This is a genomic window from Pseudarthrobacter equi (assembly GCF_900105535.1).
Lineage (GTDB): Bacteria > Actinomycetota > Actinomycetes > Actinomycetales > Micrococcaceae > Arthrobacter > Arthrobacter equi.
In genome coordinates, this window is the sequence record NZ_LT629779.1 from 4,427,180 (window position 1) to 4,447,688 (window position 20,509).

General features: G+C 67.1%; 19 protein-coding genes and 1 riboswitch. Of the genes, 8 read left to right on the forward strand and 11 right to left on the reverse strand.

The genetic code is table 11. The features are described from left to right. Positions 1-40: 40 nt before the first annotated feature. Together BLT71_RS20100 and BLT71_RS20105 are read right to left on the reverse strand one after the other, a co-directional pair. Positions 41-1,261: a glutamate--cysteine ligase 2 gene (locus BLT71_RS20100; RefSeq protein ID WP_091723652.1), complete on the reverse strand. Its 1,221-nt coding sequence runs from the start codon at positions 1,259-1,261 to the stop codon at positions 41-43. Between the two features lie 66 nt (positions 1,262-1,327). Continuing rightward, a complete protein-coding gene (locus tag BLT71_RS20105; RefSeq protein WP_091723654.1) occupies positions 1,328-2,851 on the reverse strand; it encodes a UDP-N-acetylglucosamine 1-carboxyvinyltransferase in 1,524 nt (507 codons plus the stop codon). Between the two features lie 179 nt (positions 2,852-3,030). Here BLT71_RS20105 and BLT71_RS20110 point away from each other — a divergent pair, with 179 nt between their 5' ends. Further along, entirely contained in the window at positions 3,031-3,879 is an 849-nt protein-coding gene (locus BLT71_RS20110; protein WP_091723655.1) for a glycoside hydrolase family 25 domain-containing protein, read from the forward strand. A gap of 4 nt (positions 3,880-3,883) precedes the next feature. Here the strand turns inward: BLT71_RS20110 and BLT71_RS20115 are convergent, their stop codons facing one another. Genes BLT71_RS20115 through BLT71_RS20125 form a run of 3 tightly spaced genes read right to left on the reverse strand, consistent with a single transcriptional unit; the run spans position 3,884 to position 6,857 of the window. After that, entirely contained in the window at positions 3,884-4,684 is an 801-nt protein-coding gene (locus BLT71_RS20115; RefSeq protein ID WP_091723657.1) for an energy-coupling factor transporter transmembrane component T family protein, read from the reverse strand. Further along, positions 4,681-6,234, reverse strand: coding sequence for an ABC transporter ATP-binding protein (locus BLT71_RS20120; protein WP_091723659.1), 1,554 nt, complete (start codon positions 6,232-6,234; stop codon positions 4,681-4,683). Before BLT71_RS20120 ends, BLT71_RS20115 begins: the two co-directional genes overlap by 4 nt. Beyond that, the gene (locus BLT71_RS20125) at positions 6,234-6,857 is read right to left on the reverse strand and encodes an ECF transporter S component (protein ID WP_091723660.1); all 624 of its coding nucleotides are present in this window, start codon (positions 6,855-6,857) and stop codon (positions 6,234-6,236) included. Before BLT71_RS20125 ends, BLT71_RS20120 begins: the two co-directional genes overlap by 1 nt. A 66-nt stretch (positions 6,858-6,923) precedes the next feature. Next, a riboswitch (TPP riboswitch) is annotated at positions 6,924-7,061 on the reverse strand. A 96-nt stretch (positions 7,062-7,157) separates the two neighbouring features. Between BLT71_RS20125 and BLT71_RS20130 the strand changes: the two genes are divergently transcribed. The 6 genes from BLT71_RS20130 (at position 7,158) to BLT71_RS20155 (ending at position 12,285) form a co-directional block, all read left to right on the forward strand. Next, positions 7,158-7,709, forward strand: coding sequence for a heme-degrading domain-containing protein (locus BLT71_RS20130; RefSeq protein ID WP_091723662.1), 552 nt, complete (start codon positions 7,158-7,160; stop codon positions 7,707-7,709). A gap of 143 nt (positions 7,710-7,852) precedes the next feature. Then, entirely contained in the window at positions 7,853-8,332 is a 480-nt protein-coding gene (locus BLT71_RS20135; RefSeq protein WP_091723664.1) for a DUF4383 domain-containing protein, read from the forward strand. Beyond that, on the forward strand, positions 8,329-9,384 hold the full coding sequence (locus tag BLT71_RS20140; protein WP_091723665.1) for an iron-containing redox enzyme family protein: 1,056 nt from the start codon (positions 8,329-8,331) through the stop codon (positions 9,382-9,384). Before BLT71_RS20135 ends, BLT71_RS20140 begins: the two co-directional genes overlap by 4 nt. Positions 9,385-9,430: 46 nt before the next feature. After that, entirely contained in the window at positions 9,431-9,670 is a 240-nt protein-coding gene (locus BLT71_RS20145) for a CDGSH iron-sulfur domain-containing protein (RefSeq protein ID WP_091723667.1), read from the forward strand. Between the two features lie 94 nt (positions 9,671-9,764). Then, complete coding sequence (locus BLT71_RS20150) at positions 9,765-11,963, forward strand: hypothetical protein (protein WP_091723669.1); 2,199 nt, start codon at positions 9,765-9,767, stop codon at positions 11,961-11,963. Positions 11,964-12,021: 58 nt separating this feature from the next. Further along, entirely contained in the window at positions 12,022-12,285 is a 264-nt protein-coding gene (locus BLT71_RS20155) for a DUF4235 domain-containing protein (protein WP_015938803.1), read from the forward strand. A gap of 32 nt (positions 12,286-12,317) precedes the next feature. Here the strand turns inward: BLT71_RS20155 and mnhG are convergent, their stop codons facing one another. From mnhG to BLT71_RS20185, 6 genes are read right to left on the reverse strand one after another with little or no spacing between them, the layout of a single operon-like run. After that, positions 12,318-12,728, reverse strand: coding sequence for a monovalent cation/H(+) antiporter subunit G (gene mnhG, locus BLT71_RS20160; RefSeq protein ID WP_091724223.1), 411 nt, complete (start codon positions 12,726-12,728; stop codon positions 12,318-12,320). A 4-nt stretch (positions 12,729-12,732) separates the two neighbouring features. After that, a complete protein-coding gene (locus BLT71_RS20165; RefSeq protein ID WP_091723671.1) occupies positions 12,733-13,011 on the reverse strand; it encodes a monovalent cation/H+ antiporter complex subunit F in 279 nt (92 codons plus the stop codon). Beyond that, entirely contained in the window at positions 13,008-13,553 is a 546-nt protein-coding gene (locus tag BLT71_RS20170; RefSeq protein ID WP_091723673.1) for a Na+/H+ antiporter subunit E, read from the reverse strand. Before BLT71_RS20170 ends, BLT71_RS20165 begins: the two co-directional genes overlap by 4 nt. Continuing rightward, positions 13,550-15,241 carry a Na+/H+ antiporter subunit D gene (locus BLT71_RS20175; RefSeq protein WP_091723674.1) on the reverse strand — a complete coding sequence of 564 codons (1,692 nt, stop codon included), beginning with the start codon at positions 15,239-15,241 and terminating at the stop codon, positions 13,550-13,552. Before BLT71_RS20175 ends, BLT71_RS20170 begins: the two co-directional genes overlap by 4 nt. Further along, positions 15,238-15,864: a Na(+)/H(+) antiporter subunit C gene (locus tag BLT71_RS20180; RefSeq protein WP_091723676.1), complete on the reverse strand. Its 627-nt coding sequence runs from the start codon at positions 15,862-15,864 to the stop codon at positions 15,238-15,240. Before BLT71_RS20180 ends, BLT71_RS20175 begins: the two co-directional genes overlap by 4 nt. Then, a complete protein-coding gene (locus BLT71_RS20185; RefSeq protein WP_091723677.1) occupies positions 15,861-18,875 on the reverse strand; it encodes a Na+/H+ antiporter subunit A in 3,015 nt (1,004 codons plus the stop codon). Before BLT71_RS20185 ends, BLT71_RS20180 begins: the two co-directional genes overlap by 4 nt. A gap of 192 nt (positions 18,876-19,067) precedes the next feature. Between BLT71_RS20185 and BLT71_RS20190 the strand changes: the two genes are divergently transcribed. Further along, entirely contained in the window at positions 19,068-20,471 is a 1,404-nt protein-coding gene (locus tag BLT71_RS20190) for an MFS transporter (RefSeq protein ID WP_091723679.1), read from the forward strand. Positions 20,472-20,509: the final 38 nt, after the last annotated feature.

Genomic DNA, 20,509 nt, shown 5'->3' on the forward strand with positions numbered 1-20,509 from the left:
CCCTGCCTGGTTGTGACGGCGACCCGCCCGGCAGTGCGGTCTAGGACTGCCGCACCCGCAGCAGTTCGGGAACGGTGTCCACTTCCGAAGGATCCAGGGCGTCGCGCATGGTCACCCTGACCGCGTGCTTCACCACTGCGCCGAAGCCGAAGTCCTCGGGCTGGCCGGCCAGTGCCTTTTCCCGCACCTGGCGCTGCTCAGCCGAGCCCGTGCCGCGGGCAATGATGTCCTCCACGCTTTGCCGGGCGAGTGTCAGCTCACCCTGTTCGTCCAGCACCGGGGCGAGGTAATCCACCAGCGACCGGACCACATCGGCGGCGCGTGCCGGACGGAAGTTGCCAAAGTCCAGCAGCTCGCCCGTGAGCCCGGAGTTGCTGGCCTGCCATGATGCCATCCGCAGCAGGACCGTGGGGACCGGAGCCGGGTCCACGCCGTCGCGCCACTCCCTGCTGGCCGACTCCACCAGCGCCCGCACCAGGCAGGCGATCAGTGCGGCGTCGTCGGCGCGCAGGCAGACGTCCGCTACCCGGACCTCAACCGTGGGGTGGTTCCGCGAGAGCCGCGCGTCAAAATACAACATGCCTTCGTCCAGCATCACGCCGCTGTCCAGGAGCCGCGTGACCACCCTGCGGTACGCAGGGTAGGTACCGTAGACGGCCGCTGGTCCGGAGGTGGGCCACCGGTTCCAGGCCTGGGTCCGGTAGCTTTCGAAGCCTGTGGGCAGCCCGTTCCAGAACGGAGAGTTGGCACTGAGTGCCGTCAGTACCGCCAGCTTGTCCCTGATCCGGTCCAGCACCGCCACGCCCTCATCCGGCGACTCGATGTACGTGTGGACGTGGAAGCCACAGGTCAGCTGCTCCTGCGCGGTGAGCCCGAAACGCTCCAGCATCTTGGCGTACCGGGGATCGGGGGTGGTGTGGCTGGTGGATCCCAGCGGTGAGGTTGCCAGCGCCGCAACCCGGGCATGGTTCTTCTGCGCCGCCTGGTCGGCGAGGGACCGCCCGGCACGGATCTGGTCCAGCAGCGTTCCGTAGTCCAGGCACGGCCGGGTCTGCGTCTCAATCTGCTCAAGTTTCAGCTCGGCACTCAGGCCCATGCCGTCGTCGTCCGCTTTGTCTTTGGCGGCCGGTGCCTGCGGAAGCTGCGGCAAATCATCTGCCGCCACGTGCCGCCCGGACAGGAGCGCGTCAGCAAGGGCGAGCGGTTCGCCGGACTCCGGATCAACAATCAGAAGCTCTTCCTCAACGCCGAAGGTACGCATAGTCACATTCTGCGGCAGGGACGGGACATTTGAAGTGCCCCGCCCCATCATGACGAAGAGTGAATGTCAGCCCTGGAAGTACTCAATCCTGGCGCCGATGGTGTTGAGCCGCTCTGCCAGGTCCTCGTACCCGCGCTCGATCACGTAGATGTTGCGGAGCTCGGACACGCCGCGTGCCGCCAGCATGGCCAGCAGCAGGCAGGCGGCCGGGCGCAGCGCCGGCGGGCAGCCCACTTCGGCAGCGCGCCATTTGGTGGGGCCGTTGATGTAGATCCGGTGGGGATCGAGGAGCTGGACCTGAGCGCCGAGCCGGTTCAGCTCCGTCAGGTAGATGGCGCGGTTCTCGTACACCCAGTCGTGGATCATCGTCTGGCCGGTGGCGTTGGCGGCGATGACGGCGAAAAACGGCAGGTTGTCGATGTTGAGGCCAGGGAACGGCATGGGGTGGATCTTATCCTCCGGCGCCTTCAGCTCCGAGGGCTTGGTGGTCACGTCCACCAGCCGGGTCCGGCCGTTCCGTGCCACGTATTCGCCGGAGATTTCCAGCTGCTGGCCCATCTGCCCCAGCGTTGCCAGTTCGATCTCCATGAACTCGATGGGCACCCGGCGGACCGTGACCTCGGAGTTCGTCACGATGCCCGCGGTGATCAGGCTCATGGCCTCGATGGGGTCCTCGGACGGGAAGTACTCGATGTCGGCGTTGATGACGGGCTTGCCGGTGATCCTCAGGGTGGTGGTGCCCACGCCTTCGATGGTGACGCCCAGCATCTGCAGGTAGAAGCAGAGGTCCTGCACCATGTAGTTGGGGCTGGCGTTCCGGATGACCGTGGTGCCCTCACGGTGGGTGGCCGCCATGATGGCGTTTTCCGTAACGGTATCGCCGCGCTCGGTGAGGACGAAGGAGCGGTCCCGTGAATCAGCCGACGGCGCCTGGACAGCGTAGAAACCGGCCGTGGCTTCCACGGACAGTCCAAACTGGCGCAGGGCCTGCATGTGCGGCTCAACGGTGCGGGTACCGAGGTCGCAGCCTCCGGCGTAGGGAAGCCTGTACTCGGCGGACTCGTCCAGCAGGGGACCCAGCAGCATGATGACGCTGCGGGTGCGGCGGGCAGCCTCCACGTCCATCGAGTCGAGGTCCAGGACGGCCGGCCGGCGCAGGCGGAGGTCGGTGGCGTTGAGCCAGGTGCATTCCACGCCGATGCTGGTGAGCACCTCCACGATGCGGTTAACCTCTTCAATCCGGGCCAGGCGGCGCAAGACCGTGGTGCCGCGGTTGATGAGGCTGGCGCACAGCAGCGCAACGCCGGCGTTCTTGCTGCTGTTCACGTCAACCGAGCCGGACAGTGTGCGCCCGCCCTCCACCCGTAGGTGGGTCATCTGCGGTTTACCCACGTTGACGATGCTCCGGTCGAAGATGGTCTCGAGGCGCTGGATCATTTTCAGGCTCAGGTTCTGTTTGCCCTGCTCCATCCGGGCCACCGCACTCTGGCTGGTTCCCAGCTCGGCGGCCAGCTGGCCCTGGGTCCAGCCCTTCTCGCTCCGGGCGTTCCTGAGCATGACGGCTACGTGTTCAGCGGTTTCCTGGGTCATGCAGCGAATATATCATCTATGAGTTTTTGGTGGCCAATTAGGCGGGTTACGGCTCCATCAAGCTCCTTCGATATCTTTTCTATGCGATAGAGCCGGCCCTCGGCGTTGCGCCTTGTCCTCTCCGTGATACCGCGGGAGACTGGAACATAAGTTTCTTCAAGCAATAAACGGAGCCCCACATGCCCCGGACTCGAGCCCACCTGCCAGTGTTCAGGCTGGCATGGCTGCTGGTGGCAGCAGTACTTTTCACCTGCGCCGGGCCCGCGTGGGCTGATCCCACCGATTCCCCGGCAGGGCCGCAGGGGGGCGGCAGCAGCCAGTCCTTCCTCGGCAACGACGTTTCCTGGCCCCAATGCAACGCAGAACTGCCCGGAGACCAGGCGTTCGCCATAGTGGGCGTCAATAACGGTTTGGCCAACAACACCAACCCGTGCCTGCAGGAACAGCTCGAATGGGCCGAATCGTCATCCGGGGCAGTAGCCTCGCAGCCCAAGGCGCAGCTCTACATCAATACTGCCAATCCCGGGCGGGCCGGTTCCTGGTGGCCTGTCAGCGACGAATACCCCACCGGCTCGAAGGTGCACAACCCATACGGATCCTGCAAGACCGGGGACTACGGCACGGCCTGCGCCTACATGTACGGCTACGCCAAGGCCTTTGACGCCGCCTACGTCCGCGGAGTGACGGACCCTGCGGACTACGTCTGGTGGCTGGATGTGGAAACCGAAAACACCTGGTCCAGCAGCAAGGATGCCAACCGCACCGTCCTGGAAGGCATGACGGATTTCTTCCACAGCATCGACGCAGCAGGTGTGGGGATCTACTCCACCGGCCAGCAGTGGCACAGGATCGTGGGGAACGTCAGCACCTCCAGCAACCTCTACCCCTTGCCCAGCTGGCTGGCGGGATCCCGGAACGCAGCATCAGCGGCCACCGCATGTTCGAAGTCCCCGCTGACCGGCGGCGGGAAAGTTGTGCTGACGCAGTTCATCCACGCCGGACTGGATTACAACCACGCCTGCACCTAGCGGGTCAGTTCCCGGCCCACACCATGTTCCAGGTGCCGGCTGACACCGCCGCCGTGACGGCCAGGCCGGCCATTACCAGGCCGCCGGCCGGGACCCACACATCCAACAGCGTGTAGGTGGATTCACGGGCCCACGTGCGTGGCCCGCCGCCGAAACCGCGCGCTTCCATGGTGACCGCGAGCCGCGACGCCCGCCTGATCGCCTGGACCAGCAGCCCGAAGCTCTGCCCCAGGGTGGCCTTCACCCGCTGCAGCACGCTGCCGCGTGAGCCAACTCCCCGGGCCCGCCGGGCCATGCCGATAGTCTGCCATTCCTCGGCCATCAGCCCCACGAGGCGCATCGCCGCCAGGGTGCCCAGGACGAACCGGTGCGGGAGCCGGGCCTTTTGCGCCAGCGCATCAGCGAGGTCGGTGGGGTCCGTGCAGCTCACCAGGAGTATTGCGGGCAACGCGATGGCCAGGCCGCGCAGCAGGAAACCCACGCCGGTCTCCAGCGAGCCCTCACTCATGGTCCAGATGCCGGCGTCGATCAGTGTCCTGCCGCTGTCCGGCGCCAGGATGGAGGTGCTCCACCCGCCCACGGCGGCAGCGAGGATCAGAGGCCAGCCGCGTTGCCACAGCAGCCCCAGCGTGAGCCCGGCAAGCGGAAACAGCAGCAGTTCGAAAAACAGCGCCACGGACGCGGACACCCAGTCGATGGACAGCGCCAGGACCACCGTGATGAGCACGACGGCGGCCAGCTTGCTCAGCGGGTTGGCGCGGGCCAGGAGCGCAGCGTTTCCGCGGAGGTTCAGTTCCTGCCTCATGGCGCCACCGCTTCCGCCGCCGCAAGTTTGAGTTCCGTGCCACCAAGGGCCGCGGTGAACTCGGCGTCATGGGTCACGAACACTACCGCCGTTCCGGCGTCCAGGAGTTCGGAGAGGAACGATGCCAGCTCGGCCCAGGTATTGGCATCCTGGCCGAATGTGGGCTCATCCAGGACCAGTACCTGAGGGCTGGCCGCCAGGACCGTGGCCACGGAAAGCCGCCGCTTCTCGCCGCCGGACAGGGTATACGGGTTGGCGTCCACCAGGTGGGTAAGCCGCAACCGTTCCAGCAGCTCATCCACCTTGTCTTCACCGTGCCCCAGGTGCCGGGGCCCGAAGACCAGTTCGTCCAGGACCTTGCCGGTGACGAACTGGTGCTCGGGTTCCTGGAAGACCGTGCCGATCCGCTCGATCAGCTGTTCCGCCTTCCACTGATACGGGGTGATTCCGGCGCCGCGGCTGAGGTCCGTCGTGGCGGATACCGTCCCGCTGACCGGGTTGAGGAGTCCGGCAAGGGTCAGCGCGAAGGTTGATTTCCCTGCGCCGTTGGGTCCAGTGACAGCGAGCGCCTGCCCGGCGCGGACCTGGGCAATGATGCCTTCCTGCACCGGCACCGGCGGAACTTTGCGGAAGCCTTTTCGGCGCGGGCGTTGCCGGGAGACGGCCAGGTCTTCGGCGGCCAGCAGGAGGCTTCCGGTTCCGTAGGCCTGTTCCGCGGCCCGCGCGCGGGTGGACGGAACGTATCCGGGCACCCAGACACCGGCGGCCGTCAGCATGGTCCGCGCTTCGGCCAGCACCCGGTCCGGCGGGCCGTCCAGGAGCACCGCGGGGTTGGCGCCGCTGCCGGGCTGCAGCACCACGATCCTGTCCACGAGGTCCTTCCACACGGACACCCGGTGCTCCACCACCACCAGCGTGGCGCCGGTCTTGTCCAGGCAGCGGGCCACGGCGTCCCGGACTTCGAGGACACCGGCCGGGTCCAGGTTGGCGGTGGGTTCATCGAGCAGGATCAGCCCGGGCCGCATCGCGAGGATGCCTGCAAGCGCCAGCCGCTGTTTCTGCCCGCCGGACAGAGCCGACGTCGGGTGGTCCAGCGGCAGGTGGGACAGCCCGACGTCGGCCAGCGCCTCGTGCACGCGCGGCCAGATGGCGTCGCGGGGCACGGCGAGGTTTTCGGCGCCGAAGGCGACGTCGTCGCCTACCCGGGAGAGGACCACCTGGGTCTCGGGATCCTGCTGCATGAGGCCCGCGCGGCCCCGCTGGCCGCGGGGCGAACCGCCGTCAACCAGCAACGAACCGGTCTCGTCCGACTCGCCTGCCTCGCCGTCGTCGTCCGCATCGCCCAGCACCCCGGCGAGCGCATGGAGGAGCGTCGACTTGCCTGCCCCGGACGGGCCAAGCAGGAGTACCCGCTCACCCGGGCTGATGTCGAGGTCGAGGGCATGGACGGCCGGTGTGGTGCGGCCCGCGTGCCGCCAGCCCCAGCCGCGGGCGGTGACCGTGGCCGGCCGCACCGTTTGGGGTGCGGCCGCGTGGGAAGGTGCCGGCATCAGGAGAAGACGGGCTCCGTAGCGGCCTTCCGGGATGCAAAGGAGCTCAGCACGCCGGTCCGGGCAAGGCCACGGGTGGCGATCCAGGCGAGCGCGCCGGCGATGATGGCCCCGGAAACAACGGTGAAGGCGATGTACGCGAGCTTGTCACCGCCAGAGTAGGCGATGTTCCAGCCCCACGGCGCGAAGGAGTCGTTCAGGCCGCAGAAGAGGCCCGCCGCGGCACCGGCCAGCAGGGAGACCGGGAGGTTGAATTTCCGGTAGACGAAGATGGCGAAAATGATCTCGGCACCCAGGCCCTGGACGAACCCGGAGAACAGCACGGAGGCGCCGTACTGGGAGCCCATGAGCAGTTCGCCGGTGGCGGCGACCGTCTCGCAGAACAGGGCGGCGCCGGGCTTGCGGATGATGAGCATGCCCAGGACCGCAGGGATCATCCATCCCCCGGCCAGGAGGCCGGTGAGGGGCGGGTAGGCCGCGTTCATCGGCGCGGAAATTGCGGCGGTTCCCTGGGACCAGGCCCAGAAGATGACGCCGCCGGCGATGGCGATCAGGGCCGCCACCACAATGTCCACGACGCGCCAGGACCTGCTGGCGGGCTTTTTGATTGCTGAAGTAGTCATGTGATCCTCCTGGAAACAGGAGGGGAAAGTGGACGCGGGTGCCGGCTGCTGCCGCCATTTCCCGCGCACTTCGAGAACTCGACTCCCTTGCGCCGGTACTAACCGGATCAGGTTCGAGGGTCTGCGGCTGTCCGCACTCTCAGCGCCCACCTGCGTTTCCCGGCTGGTGCCGGGGCCGACGGCGGCGCTCCCCTGTCGTAAATGTGTTGTTGATGATGCTGTGGATGTCTTGCGTTTGAATGTTTCGCGCCCTTCCGGGCGTGCTCAAGTTTACACCTGGAGGGCGGTAGATTGTGGGCCATGACTGCCAACCCGCCAGATGTGACTGACTACGATCCCGACTCCGCCGACGCCCAGCCGGAAGGTTCCCTCCAGGCCCTCATCGGCCGGATTGAGGCGGAGATCAGGGAACTGCAGTTCCCCGGCTTTTCGCCGGATGACGCGCTTAACCTTGGCCTGCTCCTGGTGGAGCTCGGCAAAGAGCGGAATCTTCCCATCGCCATCGACATCACCAAAGGCGAGCAGGTCCTCTTCCACGCTGCGCTCCCCGGAGCCACCCCGGACAACGAACACTGGGTCCGCGCGAAGCAGCGCACGGCCGCCCGCTACGAGGTGCCGTCATTGCTTGTGGGCCTGCGCGGCCGGGCCGGTGGCGGGCGGATCGAGGACAATGCGTGGTTCGACCAGTCCCGCTACGCTGCGCACGGCGGTGCATTCCCGGTCTACGTCACGCGCGTGGGCGCGGTTGCCACGGTGACCGTGTCCGGGCTTCCTCAGGTAGCGGACCACCACCTGGTGGTGGAAGCGATGCGCGGGGTGCTGGGTACTTCGGGGTCGGCGGCCGAAGGCTAAACAACCCTATTGCAGGGGCAGGGAAGCCGGGGTTCAACCACCGGGCATCCGGGCGACCCGGAGGCAAATATGGAAGCTTGCTTATTTTTTATTAGTAACCATGCTTACTATATTTGTTACCGGCAACCCCAGGAGTACAGGACGTGGCAGCAAGTACCCTAACCCGGGCTGCCCGCTCAGGGCTGCAATGGGCCTCGCTTTCCGCAGGCATCCTGCTCCTGGCTGCGGGTGTGCTCGGGTTCATCCCGGGCGTCACCCACAATCTCCACCACCTCGGTTTTGCCGGGCCTGGCTCGGGCGCCGAACTCTTCGGCAAATTCCAGGTATCCGTGCTCCACAATCTGCTGCACGGGGCATTCGGAGCCTCAGGAATCCTGATGTGCCGGACCCACCGGCACGCCCGCAGCTTCTTCATATACGGCGGCGTGGCCCACCTTGCCCTCTGGGTCTACGGACTGCTGGTGGCCGATGACACCCCGGCCAACTTCCTTCCGGCCAACCACCCGGACAACGTCCTGCACCTCAGCCTCGGACTGGGCATGGTTTTTCTTGCCGTCCTGCTGTCGCCGCGCACCCCGAAAGCCACCGCACCCAATCGAGAGCACCATCAAGGAGCACCATGAAATTCCCCTCCCCGAAAGGCCCCGTCAGCAGTGCCTTGCGCGCCGTCCTGTCCGGACGCCCGGAGGACGCTGCCGAGGACCTGGATCTCCTCCACCGGCTCGCCGCCGCGCAGTTGGCGGAGACCACGGACATCATCAGCGATGACGACCTTCAGCTGACCCTCTTTTGCCTGTACGAATTGCACTACTCCGGCCTGGGTGGCGTGACTGACGAGTGGGAGTGGGAACCGGACCTCCTGCGGGTGCGGAGGCTGCTCGAAAAACCGTTCGAAGCCGCTCTGCGCTCCGCCGCCCACGAAACGGTGGCAGGCCTGGAATTCCAGCCGGCGGACAATCCGACGAGTGACCAGGTAGCCCAGGTGCTGTTCACCCTGGCGTCCTCCGATACCGGACCCAGCGTCTCCCGGTACGTCGCTCGCAAGGCCAGCCTGGACCAGCTCAAGGAATTCCTGATCCACAAGTCGATCTACCAGCTGAAGGAAGCCGACCCGCACACGTGGGCGATCCCGCGGCTGACAGGCCGGCCCAAGGCGGCCCTCGTCGAAATCCAGGCTGACGAGTACGGTGGCGGCCGTCCCGAGCGCATGCACAGCGTACTCTTTGCCCGCAGCATGCGCGGCCTGGGCCTGGACGACCGCTACGGGGCCTACATTGACACCATTCCCGCCATATCCCTGGCTGCGGTGAACCTGATGTCCATGTGCGGACTGAACCGGCGGTTGCGCGGTGCCATCACGGGGCACCTGGCCATTTACGAGATGACCTCGTCGCAGCCCAACCGTTTTGACGCCAACGGCTTCCGCCGGCATGGCTTCGGCACTGACGTCACCCACTATTTCGATGAACACGTCGAAGCCGACGCCGTGCACGAGCAGATTGCCGGGCGGGACCTCGCCGGAGGCCTCGTCGAAGCCGAACCTGCGCTGTTGGACGATGTCCTTTTCGGCGCTGCAGCGGCAATGGCCGTCGATGCCAGGATGTCCGTCCACCTGTTGGCCGCCTGGGACAGCGGCCGGACCTCCCTGCGGGCATCAGAACCGGCCGCCGCATGACCAAGTTCGGTTGCCGGCGGCCCGCCGAGCTGGAAGGGAAACGAATATGAAGCAGGACCAGCCAGAGAGCTCGATCGTGGTTTGCCCGGACGGTCCACTGATCGTCCGCGGTGATTTCGAAATCGTCACGACATCCGGCGACCCCGTCCCCCGGGACCGCAGGACGGTTGCACTGTGCAGGTGCGGCGCATCGGCCATCAAGCCGTACTGCGACGGCACACACAAATTCATCAAGTTCCGCTCCGACCCCTCCCTCCCGGAGCCGCCCCTGCCGCCGAACAGTTGACACCGCCGGGGGTGCGCACAAGGATTGGGCGGGAAAGCGTTTTCTGAGCTGCCTGCTGCCGGACCGGGCCCGGGCATGACCCAAGGAGTGCGGCGTGCACAGCCAGCCCACCGTGATCAACCGCGAAGCGCTGGTACGGCGCCACAACGTGGAACAGGACAGCCTCGACCCGAGGAGTCCCGCCTCGGTGGGCAACGGTGAGTTCTGCTTCACCATGGACCTGACCGGCATGCAGTCCCTTCCCGGTGAGTATCCGGTGGCCGCCAGGGATGACCTGCCGCCCGGCACTTTGCTGGGCACGCAGGCGCAGTGGGGCTGGCACTCCATCCCGCCGGAACAGGAGTACACCCTTGCCGGTTCCACGGTCCTCTACGATTCACCGCGCGGCCCTGTCCCCTATGTGGACATGGTGGGCGCCATCGTGGATGGCCGCGAAACGCAGTCATCGCGGGCGGAAACCTGGCTCCGCGCCAACCCCCACCGGCTGGACCTGGGCCAGATCGGCTTTGCGCTCCCGGGAAGGGATGCCCCCGCACTCACCCGGGACGACATCACCGGCGCGCACCAGGTCCTGGACCTCTGGACCGGCACGGCCACCAGCATCTTCAGCCTGCACGGCAGTCCGGTCAACGTCACCACGGCCTGCCGCCTGGACAGGGACGAGCTGGGCTTCCGCATCCTCTCCCCTGCCCTTACGGACGGCCTGGCCGTGTCCCTGACGTTCCCCTACGGTTCCGAGGGCTGGCACAACGCAGCGGACTGGAACAGGCCCGCCGCACACACCACCACCGTTGAAGAACGTCACGCCGCCGGCCCGCGCCGCCACTGGCTGATTTCGCGCTGCCTGGACGGTTCCGGGTACCAGGTGGCCGTCAGCGGTGCAGGGCTGGAGCTCGAGCAGGCCGGCCCGCACGAAGTGCTCATCCGGGCCGCCAAAGGACAGGACAGCCTCGACTTCAGCGTGCACTTCATCAGCACGGGGCAGGGTGACTGCCTTCCGCGTGGCAACGGCGGCATCGGCGGGCGTTCAGTGCCGGGATCGGAACCGGCCCCCGAGTTGGCAGCCGCACCGGATGTGGCAGCGGCACCGGGCAGCGCCGCCATTGCCGCGTCCCGCACGGCGTGGCCGGAATTCTGGAAGTCGGGCGGCGCCGTCGACCTCTCCGGAACAGCCGATCCCCGCGCCGGTGAGATCGAACGCCGGACTGTACTCTCCCAGTACCTCACCGCCATCAACTGCTCCGGATCGCTGCCGCCGCAGGAGACGGGGCTGGTCTGCAACTCGTGGCGCGGCCGCTTCCACCTCGAGATGCACTGGTGGCATGCCGCCCATTTCGCCACGTGGAACCGGACGGAGCTCCTGCTGCCCGCCCTCCGCTGGTACGCCTCCGTCCTGGAACCCGCGCGGCAGACGGCCAAGGCCCAGGGGTTCGACGGCGTCCGCTGGCCCAAGCAGGTGGGTCCGGACGGGCGGGAAAGCCCCAGCCCCATCGGCACCTTCCTGATCTGGCAGCAGCCGCACCCCATCCATCTGGCGGAACTGGCCTACCGGGCCGAACCATCACAGGAACTCCTGGAGGAATTCGCCGCGGTGGTTTTCGAAACCGCGGAGTTCATGGCCGCCTTCGCGCACCCCACGGACCGGGGCTTCGAACTGGGCCCGCCCCTGGTGCCGGCGCAGGAGAGCTACGAGTCGGTGCGCGGGACGGTCACCAACCCCACGTTCGAGCTTGCCTACTGGCAGTGGGCCCTCCGGGTGGCCAACACGTGGCGGGAACGGCTGGGCTTGCCTGCTGAGGGCACCTGGGCGGCGGTAGCGGACGGCATGGTCCCGCCCAGGGTGGTGGACGGCGTGTACGCGGCGATCGACGTCGAGCCCTTCACCATCCGCACGGACCACCCCTCGATGCTGTGCGCCCTGGGGGTGCTCCCGCGCACGGACCTGGTGGACCCGGAAACGATGCGTGCCACGCTGGCTGACGTACTGGCCGGCTGGGACTGGGACAGCACCTGGGGCTGGGACTACCCCGTGATGGCCATGACGGCCGCCCGGCTGGAAGCCCCTGAGGCCGCCGTGGACGCGCTGTTGATGGACGCGGCCAAGAACCTGGTCCTGCCCAACGGGCACAACCGGCAGACGGATTCGCTCCCGCTGTACTTGCCCGGCAACGGCGGTCTGCTGGCGGCGGTGGCGCTCATGGCTGCGGGATGGGATGGCGGTCCGGCGCGGCACGCTCCAGGCTTCCCGGCGGACTGGACAGTGGCATGGGAGGGGCTCATCCCCGCGCCGTAGGAACTTAGCCAGTAGGGTGGGGTGCAGACCGTTTTACCGCCCGCAAGGAGTACCAGGAATGAACCTTCTCATCAAGCTGCTCGGCACCGGCGTAAGCCTGGGTGCAGGATTTGCCGGCACCAAGCTGGTCAACACCATCTGGGAAAAGACCACCGGCAACAAGCCGCCCACCGGCAAGGGCGAGGACGTCCCCACCAGCCTTCGCTCGGCCCTGACGTTCGCACTGATTTCTGCGTTCGTCAGCACCATCATCCAGGTCCTGGCCAACCGCGGCACGCAGCGCGCCATCACCCGTTTCGCCAAGACGCAGGACATCGTCTAAACACCCACGCTGTCCCCGCACGCCAGCTGGCTTCAGCGGGATGAGCCGTCGTCCTCGCCGTCCTCACGGGCGGCCTGGGCGGCGGCTTTCTGCACTACCGCGTCAAGCTCGTCCGAGGTGAGCAGTTCCCGGTGCAGGTGCTTGGTCCGGTACCCGGCGCGGCCCACCATGTGGGCGGACACGGGAACCGTCAGCAGCTGGAAGATCCAGGCAACCACCAGGACCGGCCACACCCACCACGTGCGCATCTGCAGCCCAATGGAGGCCAGCAGCAGGAACAGTCCCAGCACCTGCGGCTTGGTGGCGGCGTGCATGCGGCTCAGGAGGTCCGGGAAGCGCAGCAGGCCGATGGCGGCGCCCAGGGACATGATGGCTCCCACCACCATGAACACGGCAGATACCACGTCAATCCAGCCGTCCAGGCTGGTCAGGTCCGGGGTCATCATGTCAGGGCTCACTGGGGTGCTCCCGCCGGTCGGCCACGAAGCGTGCAACGGTCACTGAGCCGATGAAGCCGATCACGGAGATGGCCACCACCAGCATCAGGTTGTTCAGGTGCCGGTTCACGGCCATGTCAATGCACAGCGCCGCGCCCAGGATGGCCAGCAGGACGTCCGAGGCAAGCACCCGGTCCAGCAGCGACGGGCCGCGGGCGATCCGGATGATTGCCCCGCCGGCGGCGAGCGAGAGGATGACGGCCGTGACGGCCAGGACCACCTGCATCATGCTGCGGCCTCCGCCCGAACGATGGCGAGTTCTTCGTTGGTGCCCATGATCCGGATGAGTCTGGCTTCGATGTCACGCACTTCATTGCGCAGGTTTTCCACGTCCTCGGCGGAGCTGATGTTGATGGCGTGCAGGTACAGGGTGGAGGTTGACCGGTCCACTTCCACCACCAGCGAGCCCGGGATCAGCGAGATCACGTGCCCGGTGGCGGTGACGATGAGGTCCTGGTGGCTCCGCAGCGTCACGGCAACCACAGCGTTGTGCACTTTGGGTCCGCGGACGGCGGCGAGGTAGAGGATCTGGAAACTGGCCACCACCACCCGGCCCAGGAACATCAGCGCGAAGGGGATGGCGTGCCGGACGTTGAAGCGTCCGCTGAGCTCCACGGGCGGCAAGTAGAACAGCCGGGCGACGGCGATGGCCAGCAGCGCCCCGAACAGCAGGTTGCCGGGGCTGAAGTCCTGCCAGAGGGCGCCCCAGACGATGACCAGCCAGACGAGGAGCGGAAGCTCCTGGCGCAGGGAGATACGGCGGCGGCTCATTTTCCTCCTCCTGCTGGTGTCCCAACGGCCGGGACCGCTACGTCGTCACCCAGGACAGCGTGGATGTAGGGGCCGCGGTCCAGCATGTCTGCCGCTGCCCGGTCCGAGAGGCCGAACAGGGGTCCGGCGAAGACTGTCAGCGCCATGCCGAGGACCACCAGGCCGGCGGTGGGGCCCACCATGGTGCGGGGCATCAGGGTGGAACGGACCAGCGTGCTGCTGCCACCGTTTCCCGCCCTGCTGAGGACCGGCACTGCCTGGCCGGTCCTGCCGGTCCCGTCCGCTACGGGTTCGTCGTCCACGACTTCCTCCTCCACCGGCTGCCCGGGGGCGGCCAACAGGACGGGATCCGGGTGTTCGGCGTCGGCAGGACGCCGCCAGAAGGCACGGTTCCAGACCCTGGCCACGGCCAGCAGTGTCAGGAGGCTGGTCACCACGCCGCCGATCACCAGGGCGTAGGCCAGCGGGGTTCCAAGTTCCACGCCGGCCTGCAGCAGGCCCACCTTGCCGAGGAACCCGGAGAAGGGCGGGATGCCCGCGAGGTTCATGCCGGGGATGAAGAAGAGGAGCGCCAGCAGCGGCGAGATCTTGGCCAGCCCGCCCAGCCGGTCCACGGAGGAGCTGCCTCCGCGGCGTTCGATCAGGCCGGTGACCAGGAACAGGCTGGTCTGGATGGTGATGTGGTGGGCCACGTAGAAGATAGCGGCCGCGAGGCCTACAACCGAGGACATGGCCAGCCCGAACACCATGTAGCCGATGTGGCTGACCAGGGTGAACGAGAGCAGACGTTTGATGTCGCTCTGCGCCAGGGCACCCAGGATTCCCACCACCATGGTCAGCAGCGCCGCGATCATCAGCGGCGTGTTCAGGGTGTCTCCGGGGAACAGCAGGGTCTCGGTGCGGACCATGGCGTAAACGCCCACCTTGGTGAGCAGGCCGGCGAACACGGCGGTGACCGGGGCGGGGGCCGTGGGGTAGGAGTCAGGCAGCCAGAAGGACAGCGGGAAGACGGCGGCCTTGATGCCGAACGCCACCAGCAGCATGACGTGGAGGAGGGTCTTGGTGCCCTGGTCCAGTTCGCCGAGCTTGATGGCCAGGTCCGCCATGTTCACGGTTCCGGTGGCCCCGTAGACCATGGCGATGGATATCAGGAACAGCACAGAGGACACCACGGACACCACCACGTAGGTGACGCCGGCGCGGATGCGGGGCCCGGTGCCGCCCAGCGTCATGAGGACGTAGCTTGCCGTCAGCAGGATCTCGAAGCCCACGTAGAGGTTGAAGAGGTCACCGGAGAGGAATGCGTTGGACACCCCGGCCACCAGGATCAGGTAGGTGGGGTGGAAGATGGATACCGGTGCGTCCTTGTCGCCGTCGGCCATGCCCTGGCCCGTGGCGTAGACGAGGACCGCGAGGCTCACGGCGGAGGAAACCACCAGCATCAGTGACGAGAACTGGTCCACCACCAGCACGATGCCCCATGGCGGAATCCATCCGCCGATGCTGACGGCCACGGTGCCGCCGTCCCACACCGCCGCCATCAGGAAGCATTCGAGCAGCAGGGTCAGGGACAGCAGTCCGATGCTGACGGCCCGCTGGGCGCGGGAGTGCCGGATCAGCAGGAAGGTCAGGGCGGCGCCCAGGATGGGAAGTACGACGGCGAGCGGGGCCAGACTGGCGATGTTCACTGTCCGCCTCCTTCCGGGCTGGGCTTGACGTTGGGTGAGCCGGGTTTTTCTTCCTGGGCCGCGTTCTCGGTGGGTATTTCGCGGTCGCCCGCCACCACGGTGGCGGTACCGCCGTGCACCCGGGCGCCGGCCTCACGTCCGCCGGACGTGTCATCGCCTGACCCCGTTCGGTGGTCTGAGATGTCCTGCCCGTCGCCGCCCAGCATGGTGAGCGGGAATTCGGACGTTTCGGCGGGGATCTCGGCGTCGTCCTCGGCGTCGAAGCTGGGGGTTTCGGCGACGCGGAGGTCTTCCACGTCATCCTGGATTTCGTCCTCGCGCGCCAGCACCCAGGTCCGGTAGATGATGCCGAGCATGAAGGCGGTCACCGCGAACGAGATCACGATGGACGTCAGGATCAGCGCCTGCGGCAGCGGATCGTTGTAGTCCCCCGCAGCGGTTTCCTTGGAGAACAGCGGGGCCAGGCCGGAGTAGCCGCCGGTGGCCAGGATCAGCAGGTTGGTGGCATTGGCCAGGAGCATGAGCCCCAGCAGGACGCGGGTGAGGCTGCGTTCCAGGATCAGGTAGATGCCGCAGGCATACAGGGCACCCATGACCAGGAGCAGGGCGAGGTTGATGCTCATGCCTTGCCTCCTGAGATGGTTTCGGCTGGCATGTCTTCGGGTTCCTCGTACTCTGCGGGTTCGGAGCCCCGCTCCTCGATGTGTTCATCCACTTCAGCGCCGAGGCTGCGCAGCACGTCCAGCACCAGGCCCACCACCACGATGTACACGCCGATGTCGAAAATGGTCGACGTGACGAACTTGATGTCCCCGAAGACGGGCAGCCAGAACTGGATGATGGCGCTCTGGAACACCTGGCCGCCCAGGAACAGCGGGGCAACACCGGAGCCCGCCGCCGTGGCCAGGCCGATGCCCAGCAGGCCACCGGCGCTGACGGGAGTGGCCTCGCTGAGTTCGAACCGCCCGCCGGCCAGGTAGCGGATGGTCAGGGCCAGGCCGGCCGTCAGGCCGCCGGCGAAGCCGCCGCCGGGCAGGTTGTGGCCGGCGAACAGAAGGTAGAGCGAGAAGATCACCAGCGAGTGGAAGACCAACCGGGTGACCACTTCGAAGATGATGGAGCGGCGTTCCGGGGCCAGCGTCCGGCCGGCCACCAGCCAGGCGTCCCGGGTGGCCGTGGCGAACTTCCTGCTGATGGCCAGGGCGGCGCCATCCCGGGAACCCGGGTCCACGCCATGGAAGCGGCCCACGGTTCCTTCCGCCACCGAGGCTGAGGCCCGCAGGCGGTCACCGCGGCCGCGGACGAAGATGAGGCTCGCAACACCCGTGGCGGCGAGTGCCAGCACCGTGATTTCACCGAAGGTGTCCCAGGCCCTGATGTCCACCAGCGTGACGTTGACGATGTTCAGTCCGCCGCCGCCCTCGTAGGTCAGTTGCGGGAACTGCAGCGAGATGGGCTGGGCCACGCGGGCGCCCATGGCGTAGATGGCCGCGAACACCATGGTGGCTCCGAAGGCTGCGCCGATGATGACACGGACCACACGGTATTTGCCGCCGGTACGGTCCCGCAGTTCGGGAGGGAGGCGGCGCATGCCGAGGACGAAGGCCACCAGGATGATGGTTTCCACCAGCATCTGCGTCAGTGCCAGGTCGGGGGCCCCCTGGAGGGCGAACATCAGGGCGATGCCGTAGCCGGTAACCGACACCATAAGGACGGCGAGGAAGCGCTTGTTCGCCTTGACTGCCGCGAGGGCGCCGATCACGATGCCGATTCCCGCGACGATCTGCAGCGGAGAGCCCGGATCCACCAGGTAGATATTGTCCGGAAGCGGCTTGCCGGCGAAGAGGATCGCGGTCAGGGGCAGGGCAAACGCCACTGTGAGGATGACGGCGAGGTAGAAGTAGAGCGAACCGCGCTGGGTCCGGCCGGTGATCCATACGGCGATGTCGTCCAGCGCACCGATGGTCAGCTGGTAGCCGCGGTCGGCATCCACCCAGTCCGGCACCAGCGCCTGCGCCCGGGCCACGGCGTTGCGGCCGAAGTACATCGCAGCGCCGAGGACAAAGGTGAGCGTCGTCAGGCCAAGTGCGGGGGTGAGCCCGTGCCACAGCGCGAGGTGCCCGGCCTGCTCGGCCGGTGTTCCGGCGTCGGGCGCTGTGGACGCGAACAGCGCGGCGTACGGCTGGATCCAGGTGTCAACCGGTGCCGGCCACAGGCCGTAGGCGATGGTCAGGACGCTCAGGATGGCCGGTGCTGCGATGAAGGAAGGCCGGACGGCCTTGAACTGGGTGGGCTCCACGCCGGGTTTGACGGCGAAGGCACCCCACATGAAGCGCGCGCTGTACGCGAAGGTGAGGACTGAACCCACGACCAGCCCCACCAGGACCACCATGCCCCACGGTCCGGCGTCAGGGTCCCCGGCGTGGTGGACGAACGCTTCCAGCACGGATTCCTTGGCCACGAACCCGGCAAGGAAGGGAATGCCGGCCATGGACGCGGCACCGATACCGGCCACGATCCCCAGGGCGCGGGAGGACCTGAAGACGCCCGAAAGCTTCCGGACATCGCGCGTTCCGGACTGGTGGTCGATGATGCCGACCACCAGGAAGAGCGTCGCCTTGAAGAGGCCGTGGGCGAGCAGCATTGCCAGGCCGGCCAGCGCGGCGTCCGGCGTGCCGAGGCCCACCACCATGGTGAGGAAGCCCAGCTGGCTCACGGTGCCGTAGGCGAGGATGAGTTTGATGTCGGTCTGGCGCAGCGCACGGTAGCCGCCCACCAGCATGGTGGCCAGGCCCAGGCCCAGCACCACGGGTTGCCAGTAGGCCGTCTCCGCGAATCCGGGCGCCAGCCGTGCCACCAGGTAGATGCCGGCCTTCACCATGGCGGCGGCGTGCAGGTACGCGCTGACCGGGGTGGGGGCGGCCATGGCGCCGGGAAGCCAGAAGTGGAAGGGAACCAGCGCGGATTTGGTGATGGCGCCCACCAGGATGAGCACGACGGCGGCGCTCACCACGGCGCCGGACGGGCCCTCCGCGAGCACGTGGGCCTGTTCGAGGATGGCAGAGATGCGGTAGGTTCCGGCCGTCTGGCCCAGCATGATGACTCCCACCAGCATGGCCAGGCCACCGGCGGTGGTGACCATCAGGGCCTGCAGCGCCGAGCGCCGGGCCGCCAGCCTTGTCCGGGCAAAGCCGATCAGCAGGTAGGACAGGATGGTGGTGAGTTCCCAGAAAATGAAGAGCAGCAGCAGGTCATCGGCCACCACCAGGCCGAACATGGCGCCCGCGAAGGCCAGGAGTTGCGCGCCGAACGCGCCGAGGTCCTGGTCTTTCCGTTTGAAGTACCGGGCGCAGTAAAGCAGCACCAGGGCACCAACACCCAGCACCAGCAGTGACATCACCCAGGCCAGCGGGTCCATGCGGAAGGCGAACTCGAGGTGGAGGCCGGGAATCCAGGGGATGACCTCGGCCACCGCACCCTGTTGCGAATAGACGGGGCCGTACTGGAACAGGAGCCAGACGAACGAGGCAGCGGGTACGGCTGCCAAAGCGTAGAATGCGTTGCGGCCCCACTTCCTGAAGAACAACGGCGCCAGCACAGCCACCGAAAAGTGCACGGCAAGGACTGTGATCACTGGTATCTCCGCAACGTCAGGAATTCGATTGTCAAAAGTTGGAGCAGGCGGCAAAATGTCGGGTTCGGGAATCCACAGTTTATCAAGCCCGGGCGCCTGACCCGTCGCGGTTTCCCGGCCGCCGCGCGTCATTCCGCGCCAGTCAGGGCTTCGGTCCGCATCCTGTTCGCCCTCGGCGGATACGATGCAGCTATGAACAGCGCCAGCGCTCCCCGGGCCATGCAGCCGTCCTCGGAACTAGCATCCGGCAACCAGGTCTCCAGTAAGGGCCGGATCCTGGCCTGGGCGTCCTGGGACTGGGGTTCGGCGGCCTTCAACGCTGTGATGACCACCTTCGTGTTCACCGTCTACCTGACGTCCAACGCTTTCGGCGGCAAGGACGAAGCCTCGGCTGTCCTCGGCGGCGCCCTCGCCGTGGCGGGCCTCGCCATCGCGCTGCTGGCCCCCGTGACCGGGCAGCGCTCCGACGCCGGCGGCCGGCGGAAGCTGTGGCTGGGAGTCAACACGGCCGCCGTCGCCGTCCTCACCGCGCTGTGCTTCTTCGTCTTCCCGCAGCCGGAATTCCTGCTGCTGGGCGTCACCCTGATCGCCCTGGGCAACGTGTTCTTCGAATTCGCCGGGGTCAACTACAACGCCATGCTGGCCCAGATTTCCACCCCCCGGAACATCGGAAAGGTCAGCGGCATCGGCTGGGGCGCCGGGTACCTGGGCGGCATCGTGGCACTGCTGATCGTGCTGCAGCTGTTCGTCCAGCCCAGCTTCGACTGGTTCGGCGCGTCCACCCAGGACAGCCTGAACATCCGGCTGGTGGCCGTGTTCTCGGCCCTGTGGTTCTTCATTTTTGCCCTGCCGGTCCTGTTCGCCGTCCCGGAACTGCCCCGGGCCGGCCAGGCAGCCCGCCTCGGCATCGTGGCCAGCTACCGGCTGCTCTTCCGCCGGATCCGCGCCATCTATGCCACCAGCCCGCACACCATCTACTTCCTGCTGGCCAGCGCCGTGTTCCGTGACGGGCTGGCCGCAGTGTTCACCTTCGGCGGCATCATCGCCGCGGGCACCTTCGGGTTCGAGCTGTCACAGGTCATCTTCTTCGCCATCTTCGGCAATGTGGTGGCGGCAGTCGGAGCCATCCTCGGCGGATTCCTGGACGACAGGGTGGGCCCGAAGGCCGTCATCATCGGCTCACTCGCGGGCCTGCTGGTGGCAGGCACCGTGATCCTGGTACTGGGTAATGGCGACTATTCCTTCTTCGGCATGGAGTGGGCCGGAAGCACCACGTTCTGGGTGTTCGGCCTGTTCCTCTGCCTGTTCGTGGGCCCGGCGCAGTCGTCATCGCGCGCGTACCTCGCCCGGCTCGCACCGCACGGGGAGTCCGGCGAACTGTTCGGTCTCTACGCCACCACCGGCCGGGCCGTGAGCTTCCTGGCACCGGCCCTCTTCACGCTGTGCATCACGGTGGCAACCCCTCTGGTAGCCGCCGGAGAGGCTCAGCGCTGGGGCATCCTGGGCATCATGGTGGTCCTGCTCGCCGGGCTGCTGGTCCTGCTGCCGGTGAAGTCGCCGGACAAGGCTCCCATCGCCGTCGTCCCCTCCGCCTGACCCCACCCACGCAACGCTCCGGAAGACTAGGCTTTAAC